The sequence below is a fragment of the Novipirellula aureliae genome (assembly GCF_007860185.1).
GTDB lineage: Bacteria > Planctomycetota > Planctomycetia > Pirellulales > Pirellulaceae > Novipirellula_A > Novipirellula_A aureliae.
On sequence record NZ_SJPY01000010.1, the window covers coordinates 25,772 to 49,644 of the forward strand.

The 23,873-nt window shown below is 54.2% G+C and carries 17 protein-coding genes; 10 read left to right on the forward strand and 7 right to left on the reverse strand.

The window, feature by feature from the left end:
- Positions 1–4: 4 nt before the first annotated feature.
- Positions 5–172: a hypothetical protein gene (locus Q31b_RS28680; RefSeq protein ID WP_197172309.1), complete on the reverse strand. Its 168-nt coding sequence runs from the start codon at positions 170–172 to the stop codon at positions 5–7.
- Between the two features lie 427 nt (positions 173–599).
- Positions 600–1,265: a hypothetical protein gene (locus Q31b_RS28685; RefSeq protein ID WP_197172312.1), complete on the reverse strand. Its 666-nt coding sequence runs from the start codon at positions 1,263–1,265 to the stop codon at positions 600–602.
- 312 nt (positions 1,266–1,577) lie between these two features.
- Here Q31b_RS28685 and Q31b_RS25025 point away from each other — a divergent pair, with 312 nt between their 5' ends.
- From Q31b_RS25025 to corA, 7 genes are all read left to right on the forward strand, one after another.
- Positions 1,578–1,820 (forward strand): hypothetical protein, encoded by a 243-nt coding sequence (locus Q31b_RS25025; RefSeq protein WP_146602411.1) that lies wholly within the window; start codon positions 1,578–1,580, stop codon positions 1,818–1,820.
- Positions 1,821–2,023: 203 nt separating this feature from the next.
- Entirely contained in the window at positions 2,024–4,642 is a 2,619-nt protein-coding gene (gene glgP, locus Q31b_RS25030; protein ID WP_146602412.1) for an alpha-glucan family phosphorylase, read from the forward strand.
- Positions 4,643–5,372: 730 nt separating this feature from the next.
- On the forward strand, positions 5,373–6,458 hold the full coding sequence (locus tag Q31b_RS25035; protein WP_146602413.1) for an efflux RND transporter periplasmic adaptor subunit: 1,086 nt from the start codon (positions 5,373–5,375) through the stop codon (positions 6,456–6,458).
- Complete coding sequence (locus Q31b_RS25040) at positions 6,455–8,227, forward strand: ATP-binding cassette domain-containing protein (RefSeq protein WP_146602414.1); 1,773 nt, start codon at positions 6,455–6,457, stop codon at positions 8,225–8,227. Before Q31b_RS25035 ends, Q31b_RS25040 begins: the two co-directional genes overlap by 4 nt.
- A 5-nt stretch (positions 8,228–8,232) precedes the next feature.
- A complete protein-coding gene (locus Q31b_RS25045) occupies positions 8,233–9,387 on the forward strand; it encodes an ABC transporter permease (protein WP_146602415.1) in 1,155 nt (384 codons plus the stop codon).
- A 9-nt stretch (positions 9,388–9,396) separates the two neighbouring features.
- On the forward strand, positions 9,397–10,503 hold the full coding sequence (locus tag Q31b_RS25050; RefSeq protein ID WP_197172315.1) for an ABC transporter permease: 1,107 nt from the start codon (positions 9,397–9,399) through the stop codon (positions 10,501–10,503).
- 177 nt (positions 10,504–10,680) lie between these two features.
- Positions 10,681–11,793 (forward strand): magnesium/cobalt transporter CorA, encoded by a 1,113-nt coding sequence (gene corA / locus Q31b_RS25055; RefSeq protein WP_146602417.1) that lies wholly within the window; start codon positions 10,681–10,683, stop codon positions 11,791–11,793.
- Between the two features lie 143 nt (positions 11,794–11,936).
- On the opposite strand, the gene Q31b_RS25060 is transcribed toward corA, so the two are convergent.
- The gene (locus Q31b_RS25060; protein WP_146602418.1) at positions 11,937–12,314 is read right to left on the reverse strand and encodes a SpoIIAA family protein; all 378 of its coding nucleotides are present in this window, start codon (positions 12,312–12,314) and stop codon (positions 11,937–11,939) included.
- A 374-nt stretch (positions 12,315–12,688) separates the two neighbouring features.
- Between Q31b_RS25060 and Q31b_RS25065 the strand changes: the two genes are divergently transcribed.
- Positions 12,689–13,180 (forward strand): HEAT repeat domain-containing protein, encoded by a 492-nt coding sequence (locus Q31b_RS25065; protein ID WP_146602419.1) that lies wholly within the window; start codon positions 12,689–12,691, stop codon positions 13,178–13,180.
- A gap of 70 nt (positions 13,181–13,250) precedes the next feature.
- Here Q31b_RS25065 and Q31b_RS25070 read toward each other — a convergent pair whose 3' ends face one another.
- Entirely contained in the window at positions 13,251–14,228 is a 978-nt protein-coding gene (locus Q31b_RS25070) for a site-2 protease family protein (protein WP_146602420.1), read from the reverse strand.
- Positions 14,229–14,666: 438 nt separating this feature from the next.
- Between Q31b_RS25070 and Q31b_RS25075 the strand changes: the two genes are divergently transcribed.
- Positions 14,667–15,647 (forward strand): alpha/beta hydrolase family protein, encoded by a 981-nt coding sequence (locus Q31b_RS25075; RefSeq protein WP_390622352.1) that lies wholly within the window; start codon positions 14,667–14,669, stop codon positions 15,645–15,647.
- Positions 15,648–15,719: 72 nt separating this feature from the next.
- Here Q31b_RS25075 and Q31b_RS25080 read toward each other — a convergent pair whose 3' ends face one another.
- From Q31b_RS25080 to modA, 3 genes are all read right to left on the reverse strand, one after another.
- On the reverse strand, positions 15,720–16,400 hold the full coding sequence (locus Q31b_RS25080) for an ABC transporter ATP-binding protein (protein ID WP_146602421.1): 681 nt from the start codon (positions 16,398–16,400) through the stop codon (positions 15,720–15,722).
- Positions 16,397–17,170 (reverse strand): ABC transporter permease, encoded by a 774-nt coding sequence (locus Q31b_RS25085; RefSeq protein ID WP_146602547.1) that lies wholly within the window; start codon positions 17,168–17,170, stop codon positions 16,397–16,399. Before Q31b_RS25085 ends, Q31b_RS25080 begins: the two co-directional genes overlap by 4 nt.
- Positions 17,171–17,256: 86 nt before the next feature.
- Entirely contained in the window at positions 17,257–18,777 is a 1,521-nt protein-coding gene (gene modA, locus Q31b_RS25090; RefSeq protein ID WP_146602422.1) for a molybdate ABC transporter substrate-binding protein, read from the reverse strand.
- A gap of 962 nt (positions 18,778–19,739) precedes the next feature.
- Here modA and Q31b_RS25095 point away from each other — a divergent pair.
- Positions 19,740–23,765, forward strand: a complete 4,026-nt coding sequence (locus Q31b_RS25095) for an outer membrane protein assembly factor BamB family protein (RefSeq protein ID WP_146602423.1) — start codon at positions 19,740–19,742, stop codon at positions 23,763–23,765.
- The last annotated feature ends 108 nt before the right edge of the window (positions 23,766–23,873 follow it).

A 23,873-nucleotide genomic window follows, 5' to 3' on the forward strand; every position in this document is an offset into this window, starting at 1 on the left:
CGCCTCAATCGCCTGTCGGCCGACTCGGGCGTCCAAGTTGGTTGAACGAGGGCGTCGTGCCAGTCTCGTCACGGCGTAGGTGAAGGTTCGCGGGCGGCGTGTTTATTGGCACTGAAATGGCTCGCTCGATCTCGACTGGAGCCGACTTGGTTCCGCTTTGAATACTAGGCATGGATGATTCATGGGCTTGCAAATTGTTTTGCTAACGTCTACGCCTTCAAGCGTTTACGTTCATTGCTCGAAAAACAGTCTGCGTATTAGCCGTTTTGGCGTTAGCGGGCTGTCGATTTAATCGGTTTGACTCGACTTATCGTTTAACGCCAAGCCGTAGGCGACCGCTTATGGAAAAGCTGACGCCTTCGGCTAAGCGTTAAACGATTAAATCAGCAGGGCGTTAGTGGGCTGTCGATTTAATCGGTTTGACTCGACTTATCGTTTAACGTCAAGCCGTAGGCGACCGCTTATGGAAAAGCTGACGCCTTCGGCTAAGCGTTAAACGATTAAATCGACATGCGCTATCGCCAAAACGGCTAATGAATCATCCGGGCTAGGCATGGAATTCATGACCATTACGTGCAACGCCTAGGTCGTTGGCCGGCCTATTGGCTCAATGGTCCGACGGAGATCACGGTGGACCCATCGGGCAACACCATTCCTGGCCTCAGGTCCGCCGTCGCCGGATCCACTGGTTCTGTGGAAACAGCAGGGCCGTTGGTAGCGTCGTACGGGTAAGTCGATGGGTAAGTCGATGGGTAAGTCAACGGGTAGGGGATGCGATAACGGTCGTAGCTTCGATAGCCACGGTCGTAGCCTCGATAGCCAGACGAGTACGCGGAGGAATACGGATAGCCGTAGCCCAAACCGCCGTAGCTATAACTCATTCCGTATCCGATTCCGAATCCACCGAGCCCATAGCTACGGTAGCCATACGGATAGCTTCCGATCGACAGGCGAAGACTTGGGCTAGAACGATAAAAACTCGATCCACGATTGGAATCGTTATGCCCGCTACCGCCATGGAAGCTACCGCCACCAGCCGTCGGTCTACCGCTGCCACCCGTCGGTCTACCGCTGCCACCCGTCGGTCTACCGCCGCCAGCCGTCGGTCTACCGCCACCACCAATGTTCCCAGCGCCGCCGCCAATGTGTCCGCCGCCGCCTCCCCCGGGACCGCCGCGATGCTGGGCCATTGCTTCGGATGTCGCGAGACTCACCGACACTGCAATCAATGTGAACAAGCCATAGCGAATCGATTTTAACAACATTGAAAACTCCTTTGAAGTTTTACCAGCATTAATGGAAGGGGTGGGCGTAGCCGAAGTCACCTGCATTGGTACGCACGTTTGAACTCGCATTGCGTGCCCTAGATATATCGTAGCACGAAATCGTGAGGGCGACCGAGATTGCGACGTGAAATCAATGAATCGCGATGGAAACTTAGCGACGTGGGACACCAGGCAGCGGCAGGTTTCATGCACGGCGACAAGAAACGGCCTACGATGGTTCAGGTAGGTGGTGACGGTACGATGATATGTCGGGCTCTGGCCTGAAAACCATGCGACGTCGGTCGAGAAGTGATGGATGATGTTCACGAATCAGCCCGTCGTCGGCACCGAGCAAAGAGAAAGAAGGAGGAGTCCAGTATCGCGTACAGTCGCTGCCGTCATTTCGGCGAAACACCGATTGCGGTCATCAAGGTGATGTTCGATCTGCCTCGCTTCTTGCTCCGAGGCATCGAGGGAGTCGAGCAAGAGTGGCAATGGGTATCGCGACGGCCATGCCCCCAAAAAAACTTTCGCAACTTCCTTTTCACCCACTAAATATTCTGAAGAGCCATATTTTAAGTGGTGGACCGTTTCCCATCGGACGGCATTCCCATCGGACGGCATTCTCGTCGGACGGCACAGAAACTGTCCGTATTTGCACACATGCTTCTTCTGATTGCGTATCTCTTCTGGTTGGCACTGAATGTGCTCTGCAGATTTTGCACCCGTACCGTTCCCGACTTGATACAGACAACACAATGACTACCAAGATCCAGTCCTTATACAACCTTTCACCGACGGACGTCAAAGGATTCGATTCCCTAGCGGATTTAGCACTTGACCTTCGTTCGTCTTGGAATCATGCAACGGATGAAGTGTGGCGTCAACTCGATCCTGAGCTTTGGGAGATCACGCAAAACCCGTGGGTGGTTCTGCAGACGGTGTCTCGCCAGCGGATCGAACAGGTTCTTAACGATGCCGACTTCCGAAAAAAGATTGATCAATTGGCTCAGTTAAGACACGAAACAGCCGAACAACCCGCTTGGTTTCAACAGAATTACGGGGTGGCCGACCGTGGCCGAAGTCGCCAAGAGATGGGCGGCGAAAAGGGGGAGCTCCAAACTCAAGTGAGTACAGGAGCTTGTCCGTTGACCTGTGCGGCCTACTTTAGCATGGAGTTCATGCTTAGCGAAGCGTTGCCGATCTACTCGGGAGGACTTGGCAACGTAGCAGGTGACCAACTCAAAGCGGCCAGTGATTTAGGGGTTCCGGTCGTCGCCGTGGGATTGCTTTATCAACAAGGCTACTTTCGACAGACCATCGACAAAGACGGTCGGCAGCAAGCGCTGTATCCATACAATGACCCTGGCCAATTGCCAATCACACCGCTGCGAGATGCCAATGGGCAATGGTTGCGATTGAATATCGATCTGCCCGGTTATTCGGTTTGGTTGCGAGCGTGGCAGGTTCAGGTTGGTCGCGTGAAGTTGTACCTGTTGGACAGTAACGACGCGGCCAACTTTCCTGAACACCGTGGAATCACGAGCGAATTGTATGGAGGTGGTCCGGAACTGCGACTGAAGCAAGAATTGATTCTCGGCATTGGCGGCTGGCGATTGCTCACTGCGCTAGGCATTGAACCGGAGGTTTGTCACTTGAACGAGGGTCATGCGGCGTTTGCAGTGCTGGAACGCGCTCGCGGATTTATGGAGAAATCGGGGCAACCGTTCGAGATTGCACTGGAGGTCACGCGAGCAGGAAACCTGTTCACGACTCATACCGCTGTCGCAGCAGGTTTTGATCGCTTCTCCCCAAATCTGATTGAGCAGTACCTTGCTCGTTACGCCCAGAAAAATCTAGGGCTCTCCGTTCATGATTTGATGGCTCTGGGCAGGTTGAATCCAAATGATGCATCAGAGAGTTTCAACATGGCCTACTTGGCGATACGTGGCAGTAGCAGTGTCAACGGCGTCAGTCGCTTGCACGGTAAGGTGAGTCGCCGGATCTTCGAGCCACTGTTTCCTCGTTGGCCCGAGGAGGAGGTGCCGGTTGGCTATGTTACCAATGGAGTTCATATGCCGAGTTGGGATTCGCAGCCAGCGGATGAGCTTTGGACACATCGTTGCGGAAAGAGTCGCTGGCTGGGCGTCAATGAAACGCTAGCCTGTGATATTCGCAGTGTTTCGGATGAGCAGCTTTGGCAATTTCGCATCGATGCCACTCATTCATTGGTCGATTACGCACGCCAACGTCTATCGCGACAATTGGCCGCTTCCGGTTCACCGCCGGAGGAAGTCGAAGCGGCGAATCATTTGTTCGACCCAAACACATTGACCCTTGGGTTTGCCCGCCGTTTTGCAACGTACAAACGACCGAACTTGTTGCTTCATGATCCCGAACGGTTACTGCGCCTGTTGAGCGACGCCGAACGTCCCGTGCAACTGATTATCGCTGGCAAGGCACATCCAGCAGACTTAGCGGGGCAAGAGCTGATTCGCCAGTGGATCGAGTTCATCCGCAGGCCGGTGGCACGGAAGCACGTGATTTTCTTGAGCGATTATGACATGCTACTCACCGAGCATTTGGTGCAAGGCACGGACGTGTGGGTGAACACGCCGCGTCGACCTTGGGAGGCGAGTGGAACCAGTGGTATGAAGGTGTTGGTCAATGGCGGGATCAATCTTTCGGAGCTTGACGGGTGGTGGGCCGAAGCCTACACGCCCGAGGTTGGTTGGGCGATCGGCGACGGGCAGGAGCATGGTGACGATCCAGCCTGGGATGCTGTTGAGGCAGAGCAACTTTATGACTTGTTAGAGCATGAAGTCATTCCTGAATTCTACAATCGCAACGAGCATGGCATTCCGACCGCATGGCTGGCGAGAATGAGGGCAAGTATGTCACAGCTGACGCCGCAGTTCTCAGCCGTTCGTACCGTGCGAGAGTACACCGAGCAGCATTACCTTCCCGCCGCAGCCGCTTACCAAGACCGAATCGCTTACAATGGGGCGATGGCGACGAGCATCGTCAACTGGAAACGGTCACTGCGTGAAAAGTGGGGCTCGTTGAGGTTTGGCAATCAGCGAGTGCAATCGACGGACACGGACTCGATGGTTGAAGTCGAAGTCTACCTCGATGGTCTCGATCCAAATTTTGTACGAGTGGAGTTGTATGCGGATGGATTGGAAAGTGACGCTCCGACGATTCTCCAAATGAAACGTGTCGAATCACAAGACAGTGAACAATCACATTGGATGAACTACCAAGTTGTGGTGCCTGCCGGTCGACCTGTCACGGATTATACTCCTCGCATCGTGCCGCATCACGCAGGTGTCTCGGTGCCACTGGAACTCGACTTAATCCGATGGCGAGATCGATGAGTCCCCAATCCGCCAAAGCGGAGCTCGCCAGGAATGGCGTGGACACAAGGAATTCTGAAACGTGGAGCATCCTTCCGTCGAGCTTGTCTCGGCGGAGCAACAAGGTAGCTGCCACTTGTTGCTCCGTCCGGACAAGCCGGACGGAAGCAGGAAAAGCACCCACATGAAACTCACTTCGTTTTTTAAGTCCACGCCATTCGAGTTCGCCCGTGTTTGGAGCTATCCGTTAAATTGCCCCCAATGTCTGCCGATTTGGGCGATCGGATAGGAAATTTACAAGCAATTAGCGATGGGATCGTCGATAAAGGTCTTGATGCTCGCCAGGGTGACACGCGATCGAATTGACTGCTAGCCCGTCTAATCACAGGAATCATCCGGGCTAGACTGGATCGACGCGGGTAGCAGTTGTATGATTTTGTGCGTCTACCGCCGGGACAAACCGACGACGGAATGATCGATGGTGTGCATGTTCTTGGGCGTTCAATTAGACTGATACGTTCAAGTCGCCCATAAACAGATGCCAAATCTATCCATGATCGTGGATGACGGTTACGAATATTTGAGGTTGCGCGCAACGTTGTGTGCGAAGCACGAACTTCGATTCGAGAACTTCTCAGGCGGTTTTCGAACGATGGGCGAGTTATTCGAGGCCTGACGCTGAATCAAACCCACAATCTTAGCCTCCTATCAAACTTGGCAATCGAGCAATGATTGAAGACGAGTTCTTGAAATGAAAGTTGCGATACGAATTGTCATCTTGTTTGTGTTGATTGGTGGCGTGATTGCGGGCTATTGGTGCTGGCAATCAAGCAGAGCGGTATCCGACGCCAACGAATTAACTTTGTATGGCAACATCGATATCCGCCAGGTTGAATTGGCAATCAACGGGAGCGAGCGGATTGCGGAGCTATTGGTCGAAGAAGGCGATGTCGTGAAGAAAGGTCAATTGCTGGCCAAACTGGAAACATCGCGGCTGAAGTTTTCTGTCGATCGTGCGGAAGCGCAAGTTGAAATGCAACAACAAGTCGTCGCACGTCTTGAAGCGGGTTCGCGTCCTGAGGAGATCGCCAAAGCACGCGCGGATGTCCAGGCGGCGAAGGCGACTGAAAACGATGCGCGGCGAACTCATCAGCGAATCGCCAAGCTTGCCCGTTCCAACGCTAGTTCGCAACGAGAAGCCGATGACGCGCTTGCCGCTTATGAGTCGGCTGTCGCTCGGAGGCAAGCGCTGCAAGCCACACTCGACTTGGCGATGCTTGGTCCGCGAAAAGAAGAGATCGCGGAAGCGAGAGCAGCGCTTAAGGGATATAAGGCAGAGTTGGATCAGAAGCTGCACGATTTGCAGGACGCTTCCTTGTACGCACCAAGCGATGGCGTTATTCAGAATCGCATATTGGAAGTCGGCGACATGGCGTCACCTCAGAAAACGGTCTACACCATGGCGCTGACCGACCCCGTCTGGGTACGTGCTTATGTCGCTGAGCCCGACTTGGGCAAGGTCTTTGAAGGTATGAAGGCGGACGTCATGACCGATAGCTTTCCAGGCAAAGTTTACAAAGGCTGGGTTGGCTTCATCTCACCCACTGCCGAATTCACACCCAAACCGGTGGAGACTCGCGAGCTTCGCACGAAACTGGTCTATCCGATTCGAGTTTTCGTTAAAAACCCAAGCAACGAACTTCGTTTGGGCATGCCGGCGACCGTTAAAATCCGACTCGACCAAGTTCGCAGCGACAAGCCAAACGCAATCGCGGAGCCCTTGCAACGCACTGAAGTCGGTATGTCCAAACCAGCGACATTGAACGGGTCAAAATGAACTTGTCCGATACTTCCAATGACGTGGCCTTGCATTTGGATCGCGTTATCAAACGCTTTCATGCGGGCAAACGGACAGTCCTTGCGCTCGATGATGTCAGTCTTCACATTGCGACGGGAAAAATCACCGGGCTGATTGGACCCGATGGAGCTGGTAAGACGACGCTGATGCGGTTGGCTGCGGGATTGTTGAAGGCGGATAGCGGGACCGTGGACGTGTTGGGGCTAGACGCGACTCGACAAGCTCTTCAGGTCCAAGCGACGGTGGGCTACATGCCGCAACGATTTGGTTTGTATGAGGATTTGACGGTTCAAGAGAATCTCGACTTGTACTCCGATCTTCAAGGGGTCCCCGTTCGTGCTCGGGCTGCGCGTTATGATGAGTTGATGCGCATGACGGGGTTGGAACCGTTTACGAAACGTCTCGCTGGGAAACTCTCTGGCGGCATGAAGCAAAAATTAGGATTGGCTTGTACTCTGATCCATCCGCCTCGTTTGTTGTTGCTTGACGAACCGACGGTTGGGGTCGACCCTGTCTCTCGCCGAGAGCTGTGGTCGATCGTCAACCGGTTTGTGCAGGAAGAGGGAACCACTGTGTTGATGAGCACAGCGTACCTGGACGAGGCCGAACGATGTCACGAAGTGATCATACTTAATGAGGGGAAACTGATTGGACACGGACCGCCGAATCAGTTTAGTGTTCCCATGGCCGGTCGCGTCTTCAAGGTCCGGGTTGCTGGCCGTAAAAACCGAGATATTCAAGAGCTGCTGTCGCCGCAAACCGATGTGACCGATGCGGTGATCCAAGGTGATGCCGTCAGGCTCGTTCTGGCCCCTGGAATAGAGCCAACGGCGGCGTCGCTGTTGCCTGGCGAGAACGAGGTTTCCATTGACGCTGTGCCAAGCAGGTTTGAAGATGGCTTCATTTCCATGCTCCGCCAACAGCGCAGCGAAAACCGTCAGTCGCGAACGCGAACGATCGACGAAGTTGGTTTGGTCACAGCGTTTCATCCGCAAGAACGGGTCATCGAAGTTCACGATGTCGAGCGTCGATTTGGTAACTTTTTTGCGGTCAAGAACGTGTCGTTCGACGTCAAGCGTGGTGAGGTGTTTGGCTTGCTGGGCGCCAATGGTGCGGGCAAGACAACGATGTTCCGCATGCTCTGCGGATTGCTTCCCGCCAGTGGCGGAAGCATGCGAGTTGCTGGTGTGGATGTGCGGAAAACGGCTGCGGCGGCGCGAGCACGGATCGGCTACATGTCGCAGAAATTCTCGCTCTATGGCAAACTCAGTGTTAACGACAACTTGCAATTCTTCAGCAGCGCTTATGGTCTGAGCGGCCGTCGTCGTCGCGACCGAATTGATTGGGCGACTGCAGAATTTGATCTCGGGGAAGTTGCCGACGACAACAGTGGTGAGTTGCCGCTCGGGTTCAAGCAGCGGCTAGCACTTGCTTGTGCGCTGATGCACGGACCGGAAATCGTGTTTCTCGACGAGCCGACATCAGGCGTTGATCCGTTGGCGCGTCGCGAATTCTGGCACCGCATCAACACACTGGCTGCCCGAGGCATCACGATCATGGTAACCACGCACTTCATGGAAGAAGCGGAATACTGTGACCGCATAGCCATTTTGTTGGCGGGCGAAGTTCTTTCCCTTGATACTCCCAACGAAATCAAGCGACAAGCTCGTTCGAAAGAGCATCCGGAACCGACGATGGAAGACGCCTTCGTCAAATTGATTGACCTTCGTTCGCCTTCACCGGAGTAGCGGTCATGCATGTGCCCACCCGTTCGAACATTCCCAGTCGCGGCGGTTCGCTGATGCGTTTGCGAGGATTGGTTCGGAAGGAGTTTTTGCAGGTCATCCGTGACCCGAGTTCGTTGGCGATCGCGTTTGTGTTGCCCGTCATCCTGCTATTAATGTTTGGATACGGTGTCTCCCTGGACTCCGAGCATGTGCCTATCGCGATTGTGGTTGAGAAGCCCACCGCCGATACAGCCAGCCTATGTGCTGAACTAGAGCATTCGTTGTACTTCGATTCGATTTACAGCTCTGGAATGCCGGCAGCGAAGCAAGCCATGATGGAACGCCGCGTTGACGCCATCTTGCATTTGCGTGAGAACTTCTCCGAGCAACTCAGACGTCCGGAAGGAGCGTCGGTGCAATTGATCGTCAACGGGGTCGATGCCAACACCGCTCGGATCGTCCAAGGATACGTCGCTGGAGCTTTCGGGAAATGGCTTGTGCATTATTCCACCGACAAAGGCCAAACTTCAGTCACCCCCGTCAATCTGGAGCAGCGAATCTGGTTCAATGCCAATGTGCAGAGTCGAAACTATCTTGTCCCCGGTGTGGTAGCGGTGGTCATGACTTTGATCGGTGCCCTGTTGACCGCATTGTTGATGGCTCGCGAATGGGAACGCGGAACGATGGAAGCATTGATGGTCACGCCCGTATCGATGCAGGAAATACTGGTCGGAAAAATCCTTCCCTACTTCATTCTGGGAATGGGTGGATTGGCGCTTTCGGTCTTGATGGGGGTGTGGTTGTTTGGTGTTCCGCTACGCGGTTCGATCGCGGTGTTGATCGCGGGGTCATCGTTGTTTTTGTTAACCGCACTGGGGATGGGGTTGCTGATTTCCACGGTAACGCGCGTGCAGTTCGTTGCCGCACAGGTTGCCATCATTACCACCTATCTACCCGCATTCATACTGTCAGGCTTCATCTTTGATATTGGCAGCATGCCCTGGCCGATTCAATGGCTCACGCACTTGATTCCCGCGCGATATTACGTTGCCATTCTGAAGACTTCTTTTTTGGCAGGAGACGTATGGTCCGTTCTCTTGCCTAATTCAGCAGCGTTGGCGGTCATGGCGACCGTTTTTCTCGGACTGACTCGGCTGCTTTCACGCAAATGTTTGGATTAGGGGCAAATTGTGTTTCGACTCATCGCACTCATTCGAAAAGAGTTTCTTGCCTTGCTCAAGGATCCAAAGAGTCGGTTTGTCGTCATTGGTCCGCCGATTATTCAATTGCTGGTCTTCGGCTACGCGGCGACGTTTGATGTGACGGATGTTCCCTTGGCTGTCTACAACGAGAGCTCCGGTGAAGCGTCGCGAGATTTAGTGGCACGATTTGAGGGCTCACCCAACTTCCGCAAGGTGGCAACGATCACTAGCGACAATCAAATCGCGCCGTTGGTCGACAGTCGCCAAGCGTTGATTGTCCTGCATATCGGCAGAACCTTTGCGCGTGATTTGCATCGGAGCGGGAAGGCGACGGTTCAGGTGATCCTGGATGGCCGGGATTCCAACACCGCCCTGATTACGCTGGGTTACTCCCGTGAAATCATCAACGACTTCAATGTCCAGTGGATGAAGGACCGGGGCTTGCAGGGGGCTCCGGCGCAACTGGAAGTACGCTCCTGGTTCAATCCCAATCAGGAAAGTCGGTGGTTTATTGTGCCCGGCATCGTTGGGCTACTGACGTTGGTAGTGGCAATGCTCGTGACAGCGTTGTCGGTGGCGCGCGAGCGAGAAGAGGGCACGTTCGATCAATTGCTCGTGACGCCGTATCAGCCTTGGGAGATTCTGGTCGGCAAAGCGATGCCTGGGTTGGTCATCGGTGTGACCGAGGCTACATTCATTGTAGGAGCCGCCGTCTTATGGTTTCAGGTACCATTGGTCGGCAGTCTGGTCACGCTTTATGTCGGGATCGTGCTGTTCGTGTTGGCTGCGATCGGTGTTGGACTTATGATTTCAGCGATTTCGGTCACGCAACAGCAGGCGTTGCTTGGCGCATTCTTGTTTTTGGTACCGGCCATCATTCTTTCTGGTTTCTCGACTCCGATCGCCAACATGCCCGCCTTTATCCAAGTAATCACCCTGTTCAACCCACTGCGATATTTTCTAGTCGTGCTCCGCTCTACCTTTTTGGAAGGAACACCGATCCACTTGCTGTTAGACCAGTTTTGGCCGATGGCGGCGATCGCCGCGTTTACCTTGACCTCAGCCGCGTGGTTGTTTCGACGCCGGATGTACTGATGCACCACGATCGTCGCGATTCTTATTCGCAACCCATCGTCTCTTTGCTCGCATCGGAAAATAGGGTTGCTCCCCGTGTGGGCGACGTGGTGTCAAAACGCTTGATTCAAGTTATATTCTCGACCAGGCTTCTCATGTTGTGATTGGCTCAAACGATTCGTACCGATCAGGAATGCCGTGACGACACACCATCCTCGTAGGCGAAAGAAACCCAGGTTTCACCGACACAGCAAACCGGGCGCTTCGCCCGGAACGCTGCACGCCGCCCCCGAAACGTTGCAGCCTGACATTCAAGTGATTGCCTTCAATGTAGATCGCATGGTCGAGGCGCCGATGGAGAATCTCGATCGGTTGAACGACGTCCTGGATGAATCGATGGTGACCTGGATCAACGTGGATGGCCTCGGCGATGCGAATACGATCAAGAAAATCGGTGACCGTTTTGGACTGCACGCTTTGGCGCTTGAAGATGTGATCAACGTTCACCAGCGCGCCAAAGTCGAACCGTATAGCGACCATCTTTTCGTCGTGACCCGGCAGATTGTGATAACGTCCGACGAACATCTGGAGTCGGAACAGATTAGTCTGTTTCTGGGAAAGAATTTTGTACTCACGTTCCAGCAGCATCCGGGTGACTGTTTCGACCCGGTGCGCGATCGAATCCGAACAAGCCGAGGCCGGATTCGCGGCGCTGGGTCGGATTATTTGGCTTACGCATTGATCGACGCGGTCATTGACTCTTATTTTCCGATCGTTGAAAAGTTTGCCGACCACCTAGAGGATTTGGAAGACCAGATCGTAACTCGCCAGAGTCCCGATGTCATTGACCGCATCCACGAGGTGCGAAACGATTTATTGTTGCTGCGACGAAGTGTTCGGCCGCATCGGGACGCGCTGAACGAACTGGTGCGAGATGAGCATCCGCTGATCTGCAGCGAAACCCACGTCTTTCTCCGGGATTGCTACGACCATACGATTCAGTTGATTGACTTGCTCGACGTGTATCGGGAAATGTGCTCGGACCTTCGCGATTATTACTTATCCATCGTCAGCAACCACATGAATGAAGTCATGAAAGTGTTGACGATCATTGCCACAATCTTTATCCCGCTCGGTTTTATCGCTGGATTGTACGGCATGAATTTTAATACGAACTTGCCCGGCAACATGCCTGAACTGAACATCCCGTACGGGTACGTGGGAGCGGTCACGTTGATGTCGCTGGTGGCCGTCGGGATGCTCGCATTCTTTTGGCGGAGCGGTTGGCTTGGATCATCAAGGCGGCGGTAGCAGTCCGGTAGGCAAGCCGAGGGAGCGATCGTGAAAGGCGTATGCGTCGCGGTTGTAGGTTTCCGGGTAGCCGATCTCGCCAGAGATTGGATCGGTAATCATTTCAGGTCCAAAGTCTGGCGACGACAGCTTCCTTTTGTCGGCTACGAGGCGACTGGCATATCGGCTTGAATCCACTCACGTGCCTTCGTGACCTCACCAATGTCAAAGTATTGGATCGAGGCGGAGGTGAACGGCTTGCAGAAGATAGACATTCCCTTTTCCCATTTTTTTTCGCCAACGATCGCCAGTCGTTCGATGTGTGCGTGATGCTTTAAATCGAACTTGATATCCTCCCACAGAGCTCCGGCGTCCCAACCGTGGAAATCTTTCAGGATGACCAGCATTCGGACTTTGCCAAACTCCTTGATTTTGGCTTCGGTTGCGGGCAGAAACGCCTCATAAGCTTCCTTGGACAGTTTTCCGCTGACTTGAATCTCGATGATCTTGCCGTCGGCGTGTTCCGTGATATTGAACGACATTTGCAGGTTCCTTCTGTTGGGGTGGTTTGTAGGCGAATACGCTAGAGTTTGGACGATTCATCCAAACTTTGGCGGCTTCGACTACGACTAGATTGCACGTGAAATAACACAGCACATTCGATGCCAAACGACGGTTGCTATTCGATTTCGCTTATGCCCAAACAAAATCGAAAACGGATAGCCGACACGATCGATCTCTGCCGAATGAACGGAGCAGCGAGCGGGGAAAATCAAATGTTTTTCGATTAAATTTGCTTTGGTCCGATAGTGCGTTAAACGCTAGTATAGCACTTTTGGTACAATCCGTTTAACGATATCGTTTACATGAGATCGATCCAAATTCGGGTGCCTTTGGCAACAAGTAAAGAGAGACAATGACTCCAACTGAAACTGCAATTAAAGAATTAGCCTCAAAAGATGGTGTCGTCCGTGAACGTGCACGGAAGGCCTTGGTGGCCACCAAAGGACATGAAGTGGTCCACGCGTTGATTGGTGAATTGGTTGATCCCCAACGGCAAGTGCGTTGGGAAGCGGCCAAGACATTATCGGAAATCGCAGACCCTGTTGCAGCGATCCCGCTGGTTCACGCGATGCACGACGGAGAAAGCGACGTGGCCTGGGTTGCTGCTGAGGGCGTCGCCCGCATGGGGATGCCCGGACTGATGGCGGTTTTGAGTGGATTGACCCGCGCCAGTTTTTCGTTGGAGTACTGCAAGGCTGCTCATCATTCACTCAAACGAATGAAGAAAAGCGGAAAGCAGGTTGAGGAAATCGACAAGGTGTTGGCTGCGTTGGAGGGAGCAGAACCAAAACTGACGGCACCGATTGCCGCACACCACGCCCTTCAAGCAATCCGTGCAAGGTAGCGGAAGGGGGCTTTAATGTCGGGGCTTTAACGTTCTCGCCTCGCCGATCGAAGGCGTGCAGACCACCGTGCTATGCGGCGACATTCCGAAACGGCAGGACGTGTCCGGCCAGCAAACGCTCCACCGTTTGTGATCCCAGTCCCGACTTGACGGCGCGGCGCAGGTCGCATTTGCGAACGATCGCGACCGTCATTCCGTGACTCGAAACAAAGAACTCGTCCACCGAGTCACTTGACAGCCACCCCAGCACATTGCTGGCGTTCCACTGAGCACTCACGACCGGCATCGGCCGGGATGGGATTTCGGCAATCTCGTTTCCTTGCGAGTCCAGTAGCATCGCCTTCGGGTTGACCGCCGTTGTGGAGTCTGCAAGCTGTTGATCAGCTAGCATCACTTCACTCTGGGCAGCTAGGAAGACGAATCCTGCTAAGAGCATCAGCAACAAGTTGCCGGTCATTAGGCCGACGATTGCCAAGCCGATTGCAACGACTTGCCCCACACCGACTGCCACGCGAGTTGCCGTGCGGTACGGCAACGTCAGTGCAAGAGTGGCCCGCAGCACTCGTCCACCGTCCATCGGAAACGCGGGCAACATGTTGAAGACGACGAGGGCTACATTCACCCAAGCCAACTTGCTTAGCAACGCGATGGCAAAGACAGGTAGCGCCGATGAAGCGGCCAGGATCGGCAGCCCGACCAAGAAGCTTGCTGCAATGGCGACATTCACTGCCGGCCCCGCAATCGCAATCGCCAGTTCTTGCCAAGGACTGCGAGGCATCCGTTCCAGACTGGCGACACCTCCAATCGGTAGTAACGTGATGTCGCTTGTTTGGATGCCGAATTGGCGAGCCGTCAGCGCGTGGCCAAGTTCGTGTAAGACGATACAGCCAAAGACGGACAATACAAAAGCGACGGAAACGGAGGCGGCGACCGCACCGCTGCCCGCAGCCAAGCTTGAAAAATAGACCCAGACCGGCAGTAGTAAAAACGTCCAGTGAATCCGTACGTCAATGCCAGCGAGTCGCCCTAAAGGCCACGAATGGTTCATGATGAAAAGTCCTCGAAAAGTGGTTGCATGGATTGCAAAAGCACTTGCTGTGCCAATCGGCTGTGAAGGCAATATCACGGTATTTCGCTGCTGTTTCGCGTCAAGCTGACCGAACCAGGCTGGGGCAAATCTGGGCGCTGGGGCAGAATGCCCCGGTGGAATGTCGCGGGTGGATTCCGCCGAGAACGCATCCCTCACGGTGGTCCTTAGGAAGTTCAATAGCTTGGCGGTGGTTAAGCGGTGGTTAAGCGGTGGTTAAGCGGTGGTTAAGTCGTCGACTTTACCCGGAATCGGTAAAATCTTTGGATGGATACCAAGAAACGGAGTCAACCTCCGAAGACCGTTTATAGAGCAAAATCTATAGAGCAAAATTGCCAAGCAAAACCGATGCTGGTATTTGATTGACGTGATTCACTGAAACCATTGAGGAGAAATAGAGTGGGCCGAAAGACAAAGACATTGTTTCTGGCGTCGTTATCCGTTGTCGCCGTACTGCTGAGCTTGGCAAAGCCCGTGTTCGCATTAGAGACGGAAGCCGTCAAGCATCTCGACTTGGAACCTCAGGACACAAATCGCGATCGTACGGTCCCTGTGCGGGTATACCTTAGCGAACAAGCATCGGCGGGTCCCATTGTCCTGTTTTCACATGGTCTTGGTGGCTCGCGAACAAACAATGCTTATCTGGGTGAGTATTGGGCCGCCGCCGGATATGTTTGCGTCTTCATGCAACACGCCGGAAGCGATCAGGAAGTCTGGCAGACTGCGCGCCTACGCGACCGCATGACGGCCCTCAAGCAGGCCGCTAGTGCAAAGAACGCGGCCGATCGAGTCAAAGACGTATCATTCGTTATTGATCAGTTGGAAAAGTGGAATCAAGAAGTGGGTCACCCGCTGTGCGGCAAATTAGATCTCGAGCACATTGGAATGAGCGGTCACAGTTTTGGTGCGGTGACGACGCTTGCCGTCGCTGGCCGCAAGTCTCTATTGGGCAGAAGTTTTGCGGAGGAGCGGATTGACGCGTTCTTTGCCATGAGTCCCCAGCCCGGCGAAGGGTTGTCTGCCGAACGCGCCCTGGGTCACATCCGTGCCCCGATGTTGTGTATGACCGGAACCGAGGACGACAACCCGCTCAACAATCGTGTGACGCCCCAGTTTCGGCGCGAAGTCTACGAGGCTCTCCCTGAAGGTGATAAGTACGAGTTGGTTTTTGACGGCGGTCATCATTTCGCCTTTGGTGACTCAGAGGGTTTTCGCACTCGCGGTCGCGATCCCAACCATCACCCCGCAATTCAGAAGATCAGCCTCGAATTCTGGGACGCCTATTTACGAGCTAACTCATCGAGCCGTCAATGGTTACAATCCAAACAACCGACGATCGATTGCAAGCTGAAGACTACCGACATTTGGCAATGGAAGTAGCAACGGTCTCTTCCCTTTGCAGCGAGGTGCAATACACCGGGGACCAACGTCCAAGCGGTCGCTTCACCATAGTCATTGCGAATCGTCAACGTTTCCAAAGGATCCGTTCGCTACACACTCGGTAGTGATCTTGCCGCCATCAAGCACGAAGAGACGATCCGCCAACGACGCAGCCTCATCGCTGCTGTGGGTAACATGTAGAGTCGTTACCCCTGCGGCGTCTTTGACCCGCCGCAGTAATTTGCGCATTTCAAGTCGCGTCGACTCGTCCAGAGCACTCAGCGGTTCATCGAGCAGCAGGACATTGGGGTGAAACGACAACGCTCTGCCGAGCGCCACTCGCTGAGCTTCGCCACCACTGAGCCCATCTATTTTGCGATTCAACAACGACGCGATGCCCAGCATCTCGCTCAATTCTTCACAGCGGCGATTCATCGCCTCGCGCGTATGTCCACGCAGTTTCAGGGCGAACGTCAGATGTTCGGCGACGCTCAAGGTAGGAAACAACGCAAGGTCTTGCGGTACATATCCGATTTGCCGGTCGCCGGGCATCCAATCGGTGACGTCCGTCTCGTCGATAAAGATTTTGCCATGCTCGATTCGGCGGAGCCCGCAGAGTGCTTCGAGGATGGTTGTTTTGCCACGACCGGTGCGTCCCATTAGCACCGCGTATTCGCCCTTTTGCACTTGAAGCGATAGATCGGTCAGACGGAATTCGCCCGCGCCGGTGGTGACATCACGTAGTTCAATCATGCCGTTAGTCCTGTTCCCAAAACTCGCAAGACCAACAGCACGAAAACCGCCATCGCAACCATCAGCAGCGAGACTGCGACCGCGGCATCAAGCTGTCCGATACTGAGTTCTAAAAACACGGTCGTTGAAAGCACCTCGGTACGCATTCGCGTTGCGCCAGCGAAGACCAAGATCGGTCCGAATTCTCCCAACGCCCGCGCCCAAGCAATCGTGGTCGCCGCGATCATGCCTCGCCATGCCTGGGGGATCGCGATTTGCAAGAACGCTTGGGCACGGGTACACCCGAGTGTGCGTGCGACGTCTTCCGCGCGTGGGTCGATTTGGTCGAACGTCACTCGCATCGTCCGCACAGCGAACGCGCAGGCCACCGAAAACTGAGCCAGCACGACGGCAGGCCAGCGATAGGTAACGGGGAAACCGACACGATCACGGAGCCAAGCTTCGAGTTCCCAGCCTCCGATCGAAAGGTGAAACAGGATCAGCAAGCTAAGGCCTAGCACCAACGGTGGCAGCACAATTGGGATGTCCACCAGGGTGTCGATGAACCATCGTCCAGGGAAACGATAACGAGATAGTAGGTAGCCTAGCGGCGTGGCAACCCAAATCGAAAGGATCGCGGCAGCGGTACAGGTCAGCAGGGTCAGACGAAACGCCACTTGGATTTCCGGCTTGGCCAACGCCTCGGCAAAGTCAGAGAATGAAGTGAACAGGATATCGGCAACCAACAGTAGAACGATCAGCAGCACGAACAGAGCCGAGATGGCGCTCATGACGAAAAAGAATGGTCTATCGCTTCGTCGGCGACGGTCGGCAAAACGTTTCGTTGGAGTTGCCGTTAGGACGGGTTCGGCTTCGTTCATCGTTGAGTGGGAGCTGACGTTTCAATTTGCCACTGGAAACCTTCGGCAGCGAATGTGTCCTGCGAGGACTGCGAACAAATTTGCTGGAACAAACGGCCTGCCAGTTCCGGGTACTTAGACTCTTCCGCCACCGCCCAAGGTTGTATCGCGATACTGCAGGGGATGCCTTGGATTCGGATCGCATCCAAGGACTCCGCAGCACCCGCTGCGTTACTCAAATAGGCAACGGCAGTGTCAAGCGAACCGGCTAGCAATTGATTCACCAGCATGTCCCCCGTTGGTGATTGGACCGTCACGTTTGACATGACTTCTTTTTGGATACCACCTTCACGAAACGTGTTTTGGGTGATCCAGCCCATGGCGCATTGTTTCTCGTGTCCAATCCCAACTCGCAAGTCGCTACGAGCTAAGTCTTTCAGTGTTTTGATCTTTTTGGGATTGCCCTTTTGCACAAGAATCACCAGTTCATTTTGTGAGACCGGAACCGGTTCGAGAAACAAATCTTGAACCTGGTTCATGAACTCCGAATCGCACGCGAAATAGGCATCGGGGTGTTGACCCGCCTTCATTTGAGCAACCAAGATTCCGCATCCGTTGTAAACTCGGTTGACTTTGACGCCTTCGCGTTGTTCAAACGTCTCGATCGTTTCCTCGATCGCGGGGCGTAACATCGAGCCCGCAAAAATGACCAACTCCGGCACGTCGCTCCAAACGTCTCCGCGTTGGGTGCGGAAACCAAATTCAGCGTATCGTTTCAGTCCACGATCTTGTGCCGAAACGTAGCGAGCGAAATGAAGTGCAGCTTGGGGTTGGTCTGTCGTTGCGATGACGCCGATGGAGATTTGAGAAGCGGCATCAGCCAGTTCAGGCAGTTCAACGTACTGTAGGTCGTCGTAGGTATGCAGTACCGCGTCGTAAACGATTCCGGCATCTGCCGCGCCGATCGTAACATCGTTGGCAACCTCGTTGACCGTTGTTCGCAGCGCGGTCGCCGTGGACGTGATCGATTCCCACTGGTCATCACCGCTCATTGTCTGTTGGACGACTTTGCCAATCGCGGCCGTATCGGGACTCGCTAGTACCACTCGGACATCATCGCGGAGCAGGTCCTTCAGCTGTTCGATCGACTTCGGATTGTTTCGTTTGACAGCGACAACAGCCTGCATCTGGGCAATCGGCAGCTCCTCAGCGATCAATCGCTTCTGGCTCGCCATCTCGAGATAGCTGTCGTCGGCTGGCAAGAATAAATCGCCCGATCCTGTAACCTCCATCGACGACAAAAGGGTTTGTGATGGTCCGTACTGAATATCAATCTTGCGACCAAACTCGTTTTCGTAATCCGCGGCAATCGACTCCATCACCGCACGATTACTCGCGGCGCAGTAGAGCATCAATGACCGTTGCCCATCGTCCGGCGTCGATGGACTGTCTATGTCGAGATTTAGGATGGCAAAGATCCCCGCCAGTGAAGCGGCCGACCCAATGATGAGAAGGAAGATGCGATTTTTTGGTAACATTCTTTTAAAATCCACGTTGTCTAACTAATTGGGAACCAGGCGAGTATAGCATGATCGATTTCCTGAACAGGCACCCTTAGATGAATTGCTGGGTTTTGCGGCAGTTTCGTTCGCTCGAATGGGGCAACGGGCACGGAAATCTTACCGCCTAGCGAAACGGAATCGATAAACATCCACTGCCAATATTCCACTGCCGAGTTGTCGAACGCTTTGTCACCGCTTGATTTTAGGCTTGGCAAAAGAGTGGTTGGGGCATCTTGCCCTCGGAAGTTGCGTCTGGAAGCGACTGCCAAAAAAGATCTTTACCCTCATTCCTAGGTGTGACGAAGCACGCATGGTGGGTCAAGGTTTCGTTTTCGGGTAGTGGACGAGGTAACGAGTCCTTTTGGACCGCTGTGCCGTATGGGATCTGTGCCGTATGGGACTCGTAACCTCGTCCACGACGGCACTCTGATTATTGATGTTGATGCAGGGCTAGCCCTGTATTTTCGTGTTTTTTACGGAACCACTTCAAGTCGCTGAAGTGTCACAGGTATTCAGTCAGCGGCCCGGTGTGCTAAAGTATTCTTTCTCTTGTGTTTCCTGCGTCATGATTCAGCTATACTGGAAGCGAATGTCGCGACAATCGTAGAGAAGCATACCTGGGAGGAGAAAAATACCTGGAACAAAGCGGAGTGTCCCTTTTCAGGACAGGTCAAGTTTTGAGCACCTCTGCGAGGGACGTTGATTTAATATCTGAGACGATCGAATGACGGTACACGATCAAACAGCCCAAAGAGGCTGCGAGTTTTTGTAGCGAAACCAGGCAATCGTTTCGGCAACGGTCAAGGATATGTCTGCAAGCCGAACGGTTTGGCGACTTTCGCGACGGTTGAAGCCACGATATCGCCCCGCTTCTAAAATTCACGTTTGAATCGGGAAGCAATGCTTGAGTCAATGAACGAAGGAATGATGCCTAGCCTATGTACCTAAACTCTCTCTCCGTTCGTAGCTGCATCCAATTGCTGCTGACGATCGCGATGGTTCCCGCTTCCTTTGTCGCTTCCGCCTCGGATGACTGGCCCATGTGGCGCAGCGATGCGCAGCGATCGGCGGCAAGTACCAACCGAGTGTCCGATGCATTCCGTCTGCTGTGGCAGCGAGAATTCACCCAACGCGTGCCTGCGTGGGATGATCCGCTCAACCTGGACTTAATGACTTACGATCGCATTTTTGAGCCCATCGTTATGGATGGGCGAATGTTCGTCGGATTCAATGACCAAGACAAATTGCTGGCGCTCGATGCTAGCACCGGGCGCGAACTGTGGTCGTTCGTAACGGAAGCTCCGGTGCGATTGCCTCCGGTGGGATGGCAGGGCAAGGTCTACTTTTGCAGCGATGATGGTTTTCTGTACTGTGTTGACGCTGCCGCTGGAACGCTTGAGTGGAAGTTCAGCGGTGCCCCCAATACTCAGCATGTTATCGGCAATCAACGGCTATCGTCCGCTTGGCCTGCTCGCGGCGGTCCGGTGGTGCGCGATGGTCGAGTCTACTTCGCAGCCAGTATTTGGCCCTTCATGGGCACGTTCATATATGCACTCGATGCGGAGTCCGGCGAGATCCAGTGGCTCAATGATCGCACGGGAGCTCAGTATATTAAGCAACCGCACAACGCGCCTTCCTTCGCAGGGGTGGCGCCGCAAGGTGCCCTGGTGGCAACCGAGAGCGAATTGATTGTGCCCGGAGGTCGTTCGGTTCCCGCCGTCTTTGACCGGGCCACAGGCGAATTGCGTTATTTTGAGTTAAACGCAGGCGGCAAGGGAACGGGCGGATCGTTCGTCGCTGCGACTGGCGATCGTTTCTATGTGCATACCCGTGAAAAAGGAACACGGGCCTTTCAAATATCGACCGGCAAGAAAACGGCCTTCATGCCGAACGAGCCGGTGTTGAACGCCGGCATCGTTTATTCGGCAGAGTTGGCGGACGACCAACCGATGGTCCGCGCCTTTGGATCAGACGACAAGTTGATCTGGGAAATCGCTGCTGATGGAAGCGGCGATTTGATTCTGGCCGGGGATAAGCTGATCGCTGCGGGGAACAACCAGATCACCGCGATTCGCTTGCCCGCACAAGGCGAACCTGCGAAAATCGTCTTTCAATTGCCTTGTGAAGAGCCGATTGAGCGATTATTGGTCGCGTCCGAGAAACTCTTCGCAGTCACACTCGACGGCAAATTGCTCGCCTTTGGTGAGAACGCTCGTTCTTCGCTGCCACCGGTTGTGCTACCAGCCGAGTTGCCTGCCGAGTTGCCTGCCAACAAGAATGCGGTAGCGATAGCGGACGAAACGGACCGTCAAGTGGTTCAGCAAATGCTTGGTAGCTCGGCGGCCGAAGGTTATGCTTTTTGGTACGGCTCAACCGATTCGCGTATCGCTCGCAGTTTGGCTAGCGAATCACCGTTCAAACAATTGGCGATGGTCGATTCTGATTTGCGCCGCGTTCACCAGATGCGAGAACAGCTTGAATCGCAAGGGATTCAAGGCGTCACCGTCCATCATGCCAATGCGGCCGACTTTCGTGCCCCGCAGTACGTGGGACACATGGTGTTCATCGCGCCCGATTGTGTGGCGGAGATCTTGCATGAGATGACTGCCGGGGCCGCGTCTGCAAAAATGCGGGCAGTGGACAATGCTCCCCAGACTATCCGTCAATCTGAAACACTGGCTGGTTTGTATCAAACGGTGCGTCCCTATGGCGGCACGATGCATCTATTGTTCTCTGATCGAAATGGAGAAGAAGGTGTCGCTGAGATTAAGGTCGAAGACCTCGTAGAGCTTGTCGATGCGCAGGGGCTCGAAAAGGCGAAGGTGGAAATTCACGATTATGGGGTCTGTATCCGCCGCGTCGGCGCGCTGCCAGGTTCCTCCAATTGGACGCATCAATATGGTGACGTGGCCAATACGCTCAAATCCAACGATAGCCGAGTCAAGCTTCCATTGGGCGTGTTGTGGTTTGGCGGCAACAGCAATATGGACGTTCTGCCGCGGCATGGTCACGGGCCACCAGAACAAGTGGTTGATGGGCGGCTGTATATTCAAGGTATGAATAGCCTTAGCTGCCGTGATGTCTACACGGGCCGTGTCGTCTGGAAGCGAGACTTTGGCGATCTAGGAACCTTCGATGTCTATTTTGATACGACTTACGAAGATAGTCCGCTAGATCCCAAATACAATCAGGTTCACATCCCCGGTGCGAATGCTCGAGGTACGAACTATGTCGTGACTGAAGATCGAGTTTACATGCTGGTCGGCAACGCCTGTTTGGCCCTCGACCCGCTGACCGGACAAACGCTCCATCAAATCGAACTGCCCCGCGATGACAACGGGGATCAACCCGAGTGGGGCTATATTGGTGTGTACGAGGACGTACTGATTGGCGGTTTGGGGTTTGCCAAGTATCGCGAGCGTCATGAATTGGAGTTCGAGTCGGACAAGAGTCTAAAACTCAATAAGGCGGGCTTCGGTTCGAAGAGCTTCGACCGTGCGGCGAGTATTGGACTGATCGGTTTTGATCGGCATACGGGCGAACAAAAATGGCAAGTCATGGCCAGGCATAGCTTCTGGCACAACGGCATCGTCGCGGGGGCCGGCAAACTCTATTGCCTCGACAAAAACCCAAGTCAAGTCGAACAAGCTTTGTTACGCCGCGGCCAACCGGAGCCTGACGACTACCGCATCCTTGCCCTCGATTATCGAACCGGTCAGACCGTATGGGAAATTGAGGAGGGCGTTTTTGGAACATGGCTGGGCTATTCGCCCCAGTTCGATATGCTCCTTCATGCGGGCGCTGAAGCTAGAGATCGCTTGGTTGCGGAGACCGGCCATGGTATGACCGTCTACCACGCGACCGATGGCACGATCCAGTGGCAGAACCCGGACCTAGAATACTCGGGGCCCTGCATCCTGCACAATGATTGGATTATCACCAACGCAAACTCTTACACGGAATCGGCAGGAGCCTTTCACCTGCTGAGCGGCAAGCAGAAGATGGTTAAGAACCCGCTGACGGGAGAGCTACAGCCATGGAGAATCACACGTGCTTACGGTTGTAACAGCATCATTGCCAGTGAGAACATGCTGACGTTCCGTTCGGGCGCTGCCGGATTTTACGATTTGTTGACCGAGGGTGGGACGGGCAATTTGGGTGGCTTTAAATCGGGATGCACCTCCAATCTTGTTGTGGCCAATGGTGTGCTCAACGCGCCTGACTACACACGAACGTGCAGTTGCGCGTACCAGAATCAAACCTCGTTGGCTCTGGTTCACATGCCTGACATCGATGTATGGACGATTGATCTGATTGCAAACAGCGCAACACCTAATCAATTACTCGAGCGATTGTCACTCAACTTCGGTGCTCCTGGCCATCGCCGCCAACCCGACGGTCAATTGTGGATGGAGTACCCGGTTATGGCTGGCGATTCCATTCCTATCGACATCGAAACCAATGCCGAGGCCAAGCCATTCCAGCATCACTCGTCGCTGGTCAAAGGGGTGGATCGGCCATGGGTGCTAGCGTCGGGGTTGGAGGATCTGACCGAATTGCGGATTGGCATGCGAATCAAATCACCGCCTGTAGAGGCGGGCGCGAACAAGTCGAAATCAAAAAAGACCGACACGACATCGAAAGCCAAAGCTGCGGTGAGCCAACGCGATGAGCCACGGGCAGAAACTACGGCGGCCGAGGTCGACGCCCCCGTTCACTCCTACGATGTGCGTTTGCATTTCTCTTGCTCACCAATTGCCAGCCAGGGGCGACGAGTCTTTGACGTTTATGCACAAGACCAGTTAGTGCTTAGCGACGTGGCGATCGATCCAGCCGGCGACGTGGGGCAGCAGACGGCGGAGCATTTGCTAGAAAAAATCCCCATCGCGGGCGATCTACGATTGCGTTTCGTTCCCAAGCAGGGAACCGCCGTCCTATCAGGCATCGAGATCGAAAAGAGATAGTTCCATCTTTTTGTGAGCCGACGCCGCGAGCCGCGGGTACCGCAACAACGATCGGATCGGCGACCGCGGATAACGCCGTCGGTTCCGTTTCCGGTCACATGCGACCGG

Bases quoted from the DNA above. Each gene is read 5' to 3' on its own strand.
- Q31b_RS25040 (WP_146602414.1), top strand. From the start codon at position 6,455: ATGAACTTGTCCGATACTTCCAATGACGTGGCCTTGCATTTGGATCGC.
- Q31b_RS28680 (WP_197172309.1), bottom strand. From the start codon at position 172: ATGCCTAGTATTCAAAGCGGAACCAAGTCGGCTCCAGTCGAGATCGAG.
- modA (WP_146602422.1), bottom strand. From the start codon at position 18,777: ATGTTACCAAAAAATCGCATCTTCCTTCTCATCATTGGGTCGGCCGCT.
- Q31b_RS25045 (WP_146602415.1), top strand. From the start codon at position 8,233: ATGCATGTGCCCACCCGTTCGAACATTCCCAGTCGCGGCGGTTCGCTG.
- Q31b_RS25065 (WP_146602419.1), top strand. From the start codon at position 12,689: ATGACTCCAACTGAAACTGCAATTAAAGAATTAGCCTCAAAAGATGGT.
- Q31b_RS28685 (WP_197172312.1), bottom strand. From the start codon at position 1,265: ATGTTGTTAAAATCGATTCGCTATGGCTTGTTCACATTGATTGCAGTG.
- Q31b_RS25095 (WP_146602423.1), top strand. From the start codon at position 19,740: ATGTACCTAAACTCTCTCTCCGTTCGTAGCTGCATCCAATTGCTGCTG.
- Q31b_RS25025 (WP_146602411.1), top strand. From the start codon at position 1,578: ATGGATGATGTTCACGAATCAGCCCGTCGTCGGCACCGAGCAAAGAGA.
- Q31b_RS25060 (WP_146602418.1), bottom strand. From the start codon at position 12,314: ATGTCGTTCAATATCACGGAACACGCCGACGGCAAGATCATCGAGATT.
- glgP (WP_146602412.1), top strand. From the start codon at position 2,024: ATGACTACCAAGATCCAGTCCTTATACAACCTTTCACCGACGGACGTC.
- Q31b_RS25080 (WP_146602421.1), bottom strand. From the start codon at position 16,400: ATGATTGAACTACGTGATGTCACCACCGGCGCGGGCGAATTCCGTCTG.
- Q31b_RS25085 (WP_146602547.1), bottom strand. From the start codon at position 17,170: ATGAGCGCCATCTCGGCTCTGTTCGTGCTGCTGATCGTTCTACTGTTG.
- Q31b_RS25070 (WP_146602420.1), bottom strand. From the start codon at position 14,228: ATGAACCATTCGTGGCCTTTAGGGCGACTCGCTGGCATTGACGTACGG.
- Q31b_RS25035 (WP_146602413.1), top strand. From the start codon at position 5,373: ATGAAAGTTGCGATACGAATTGTCATCTTGTTTGTGTTGATTGGTGGC.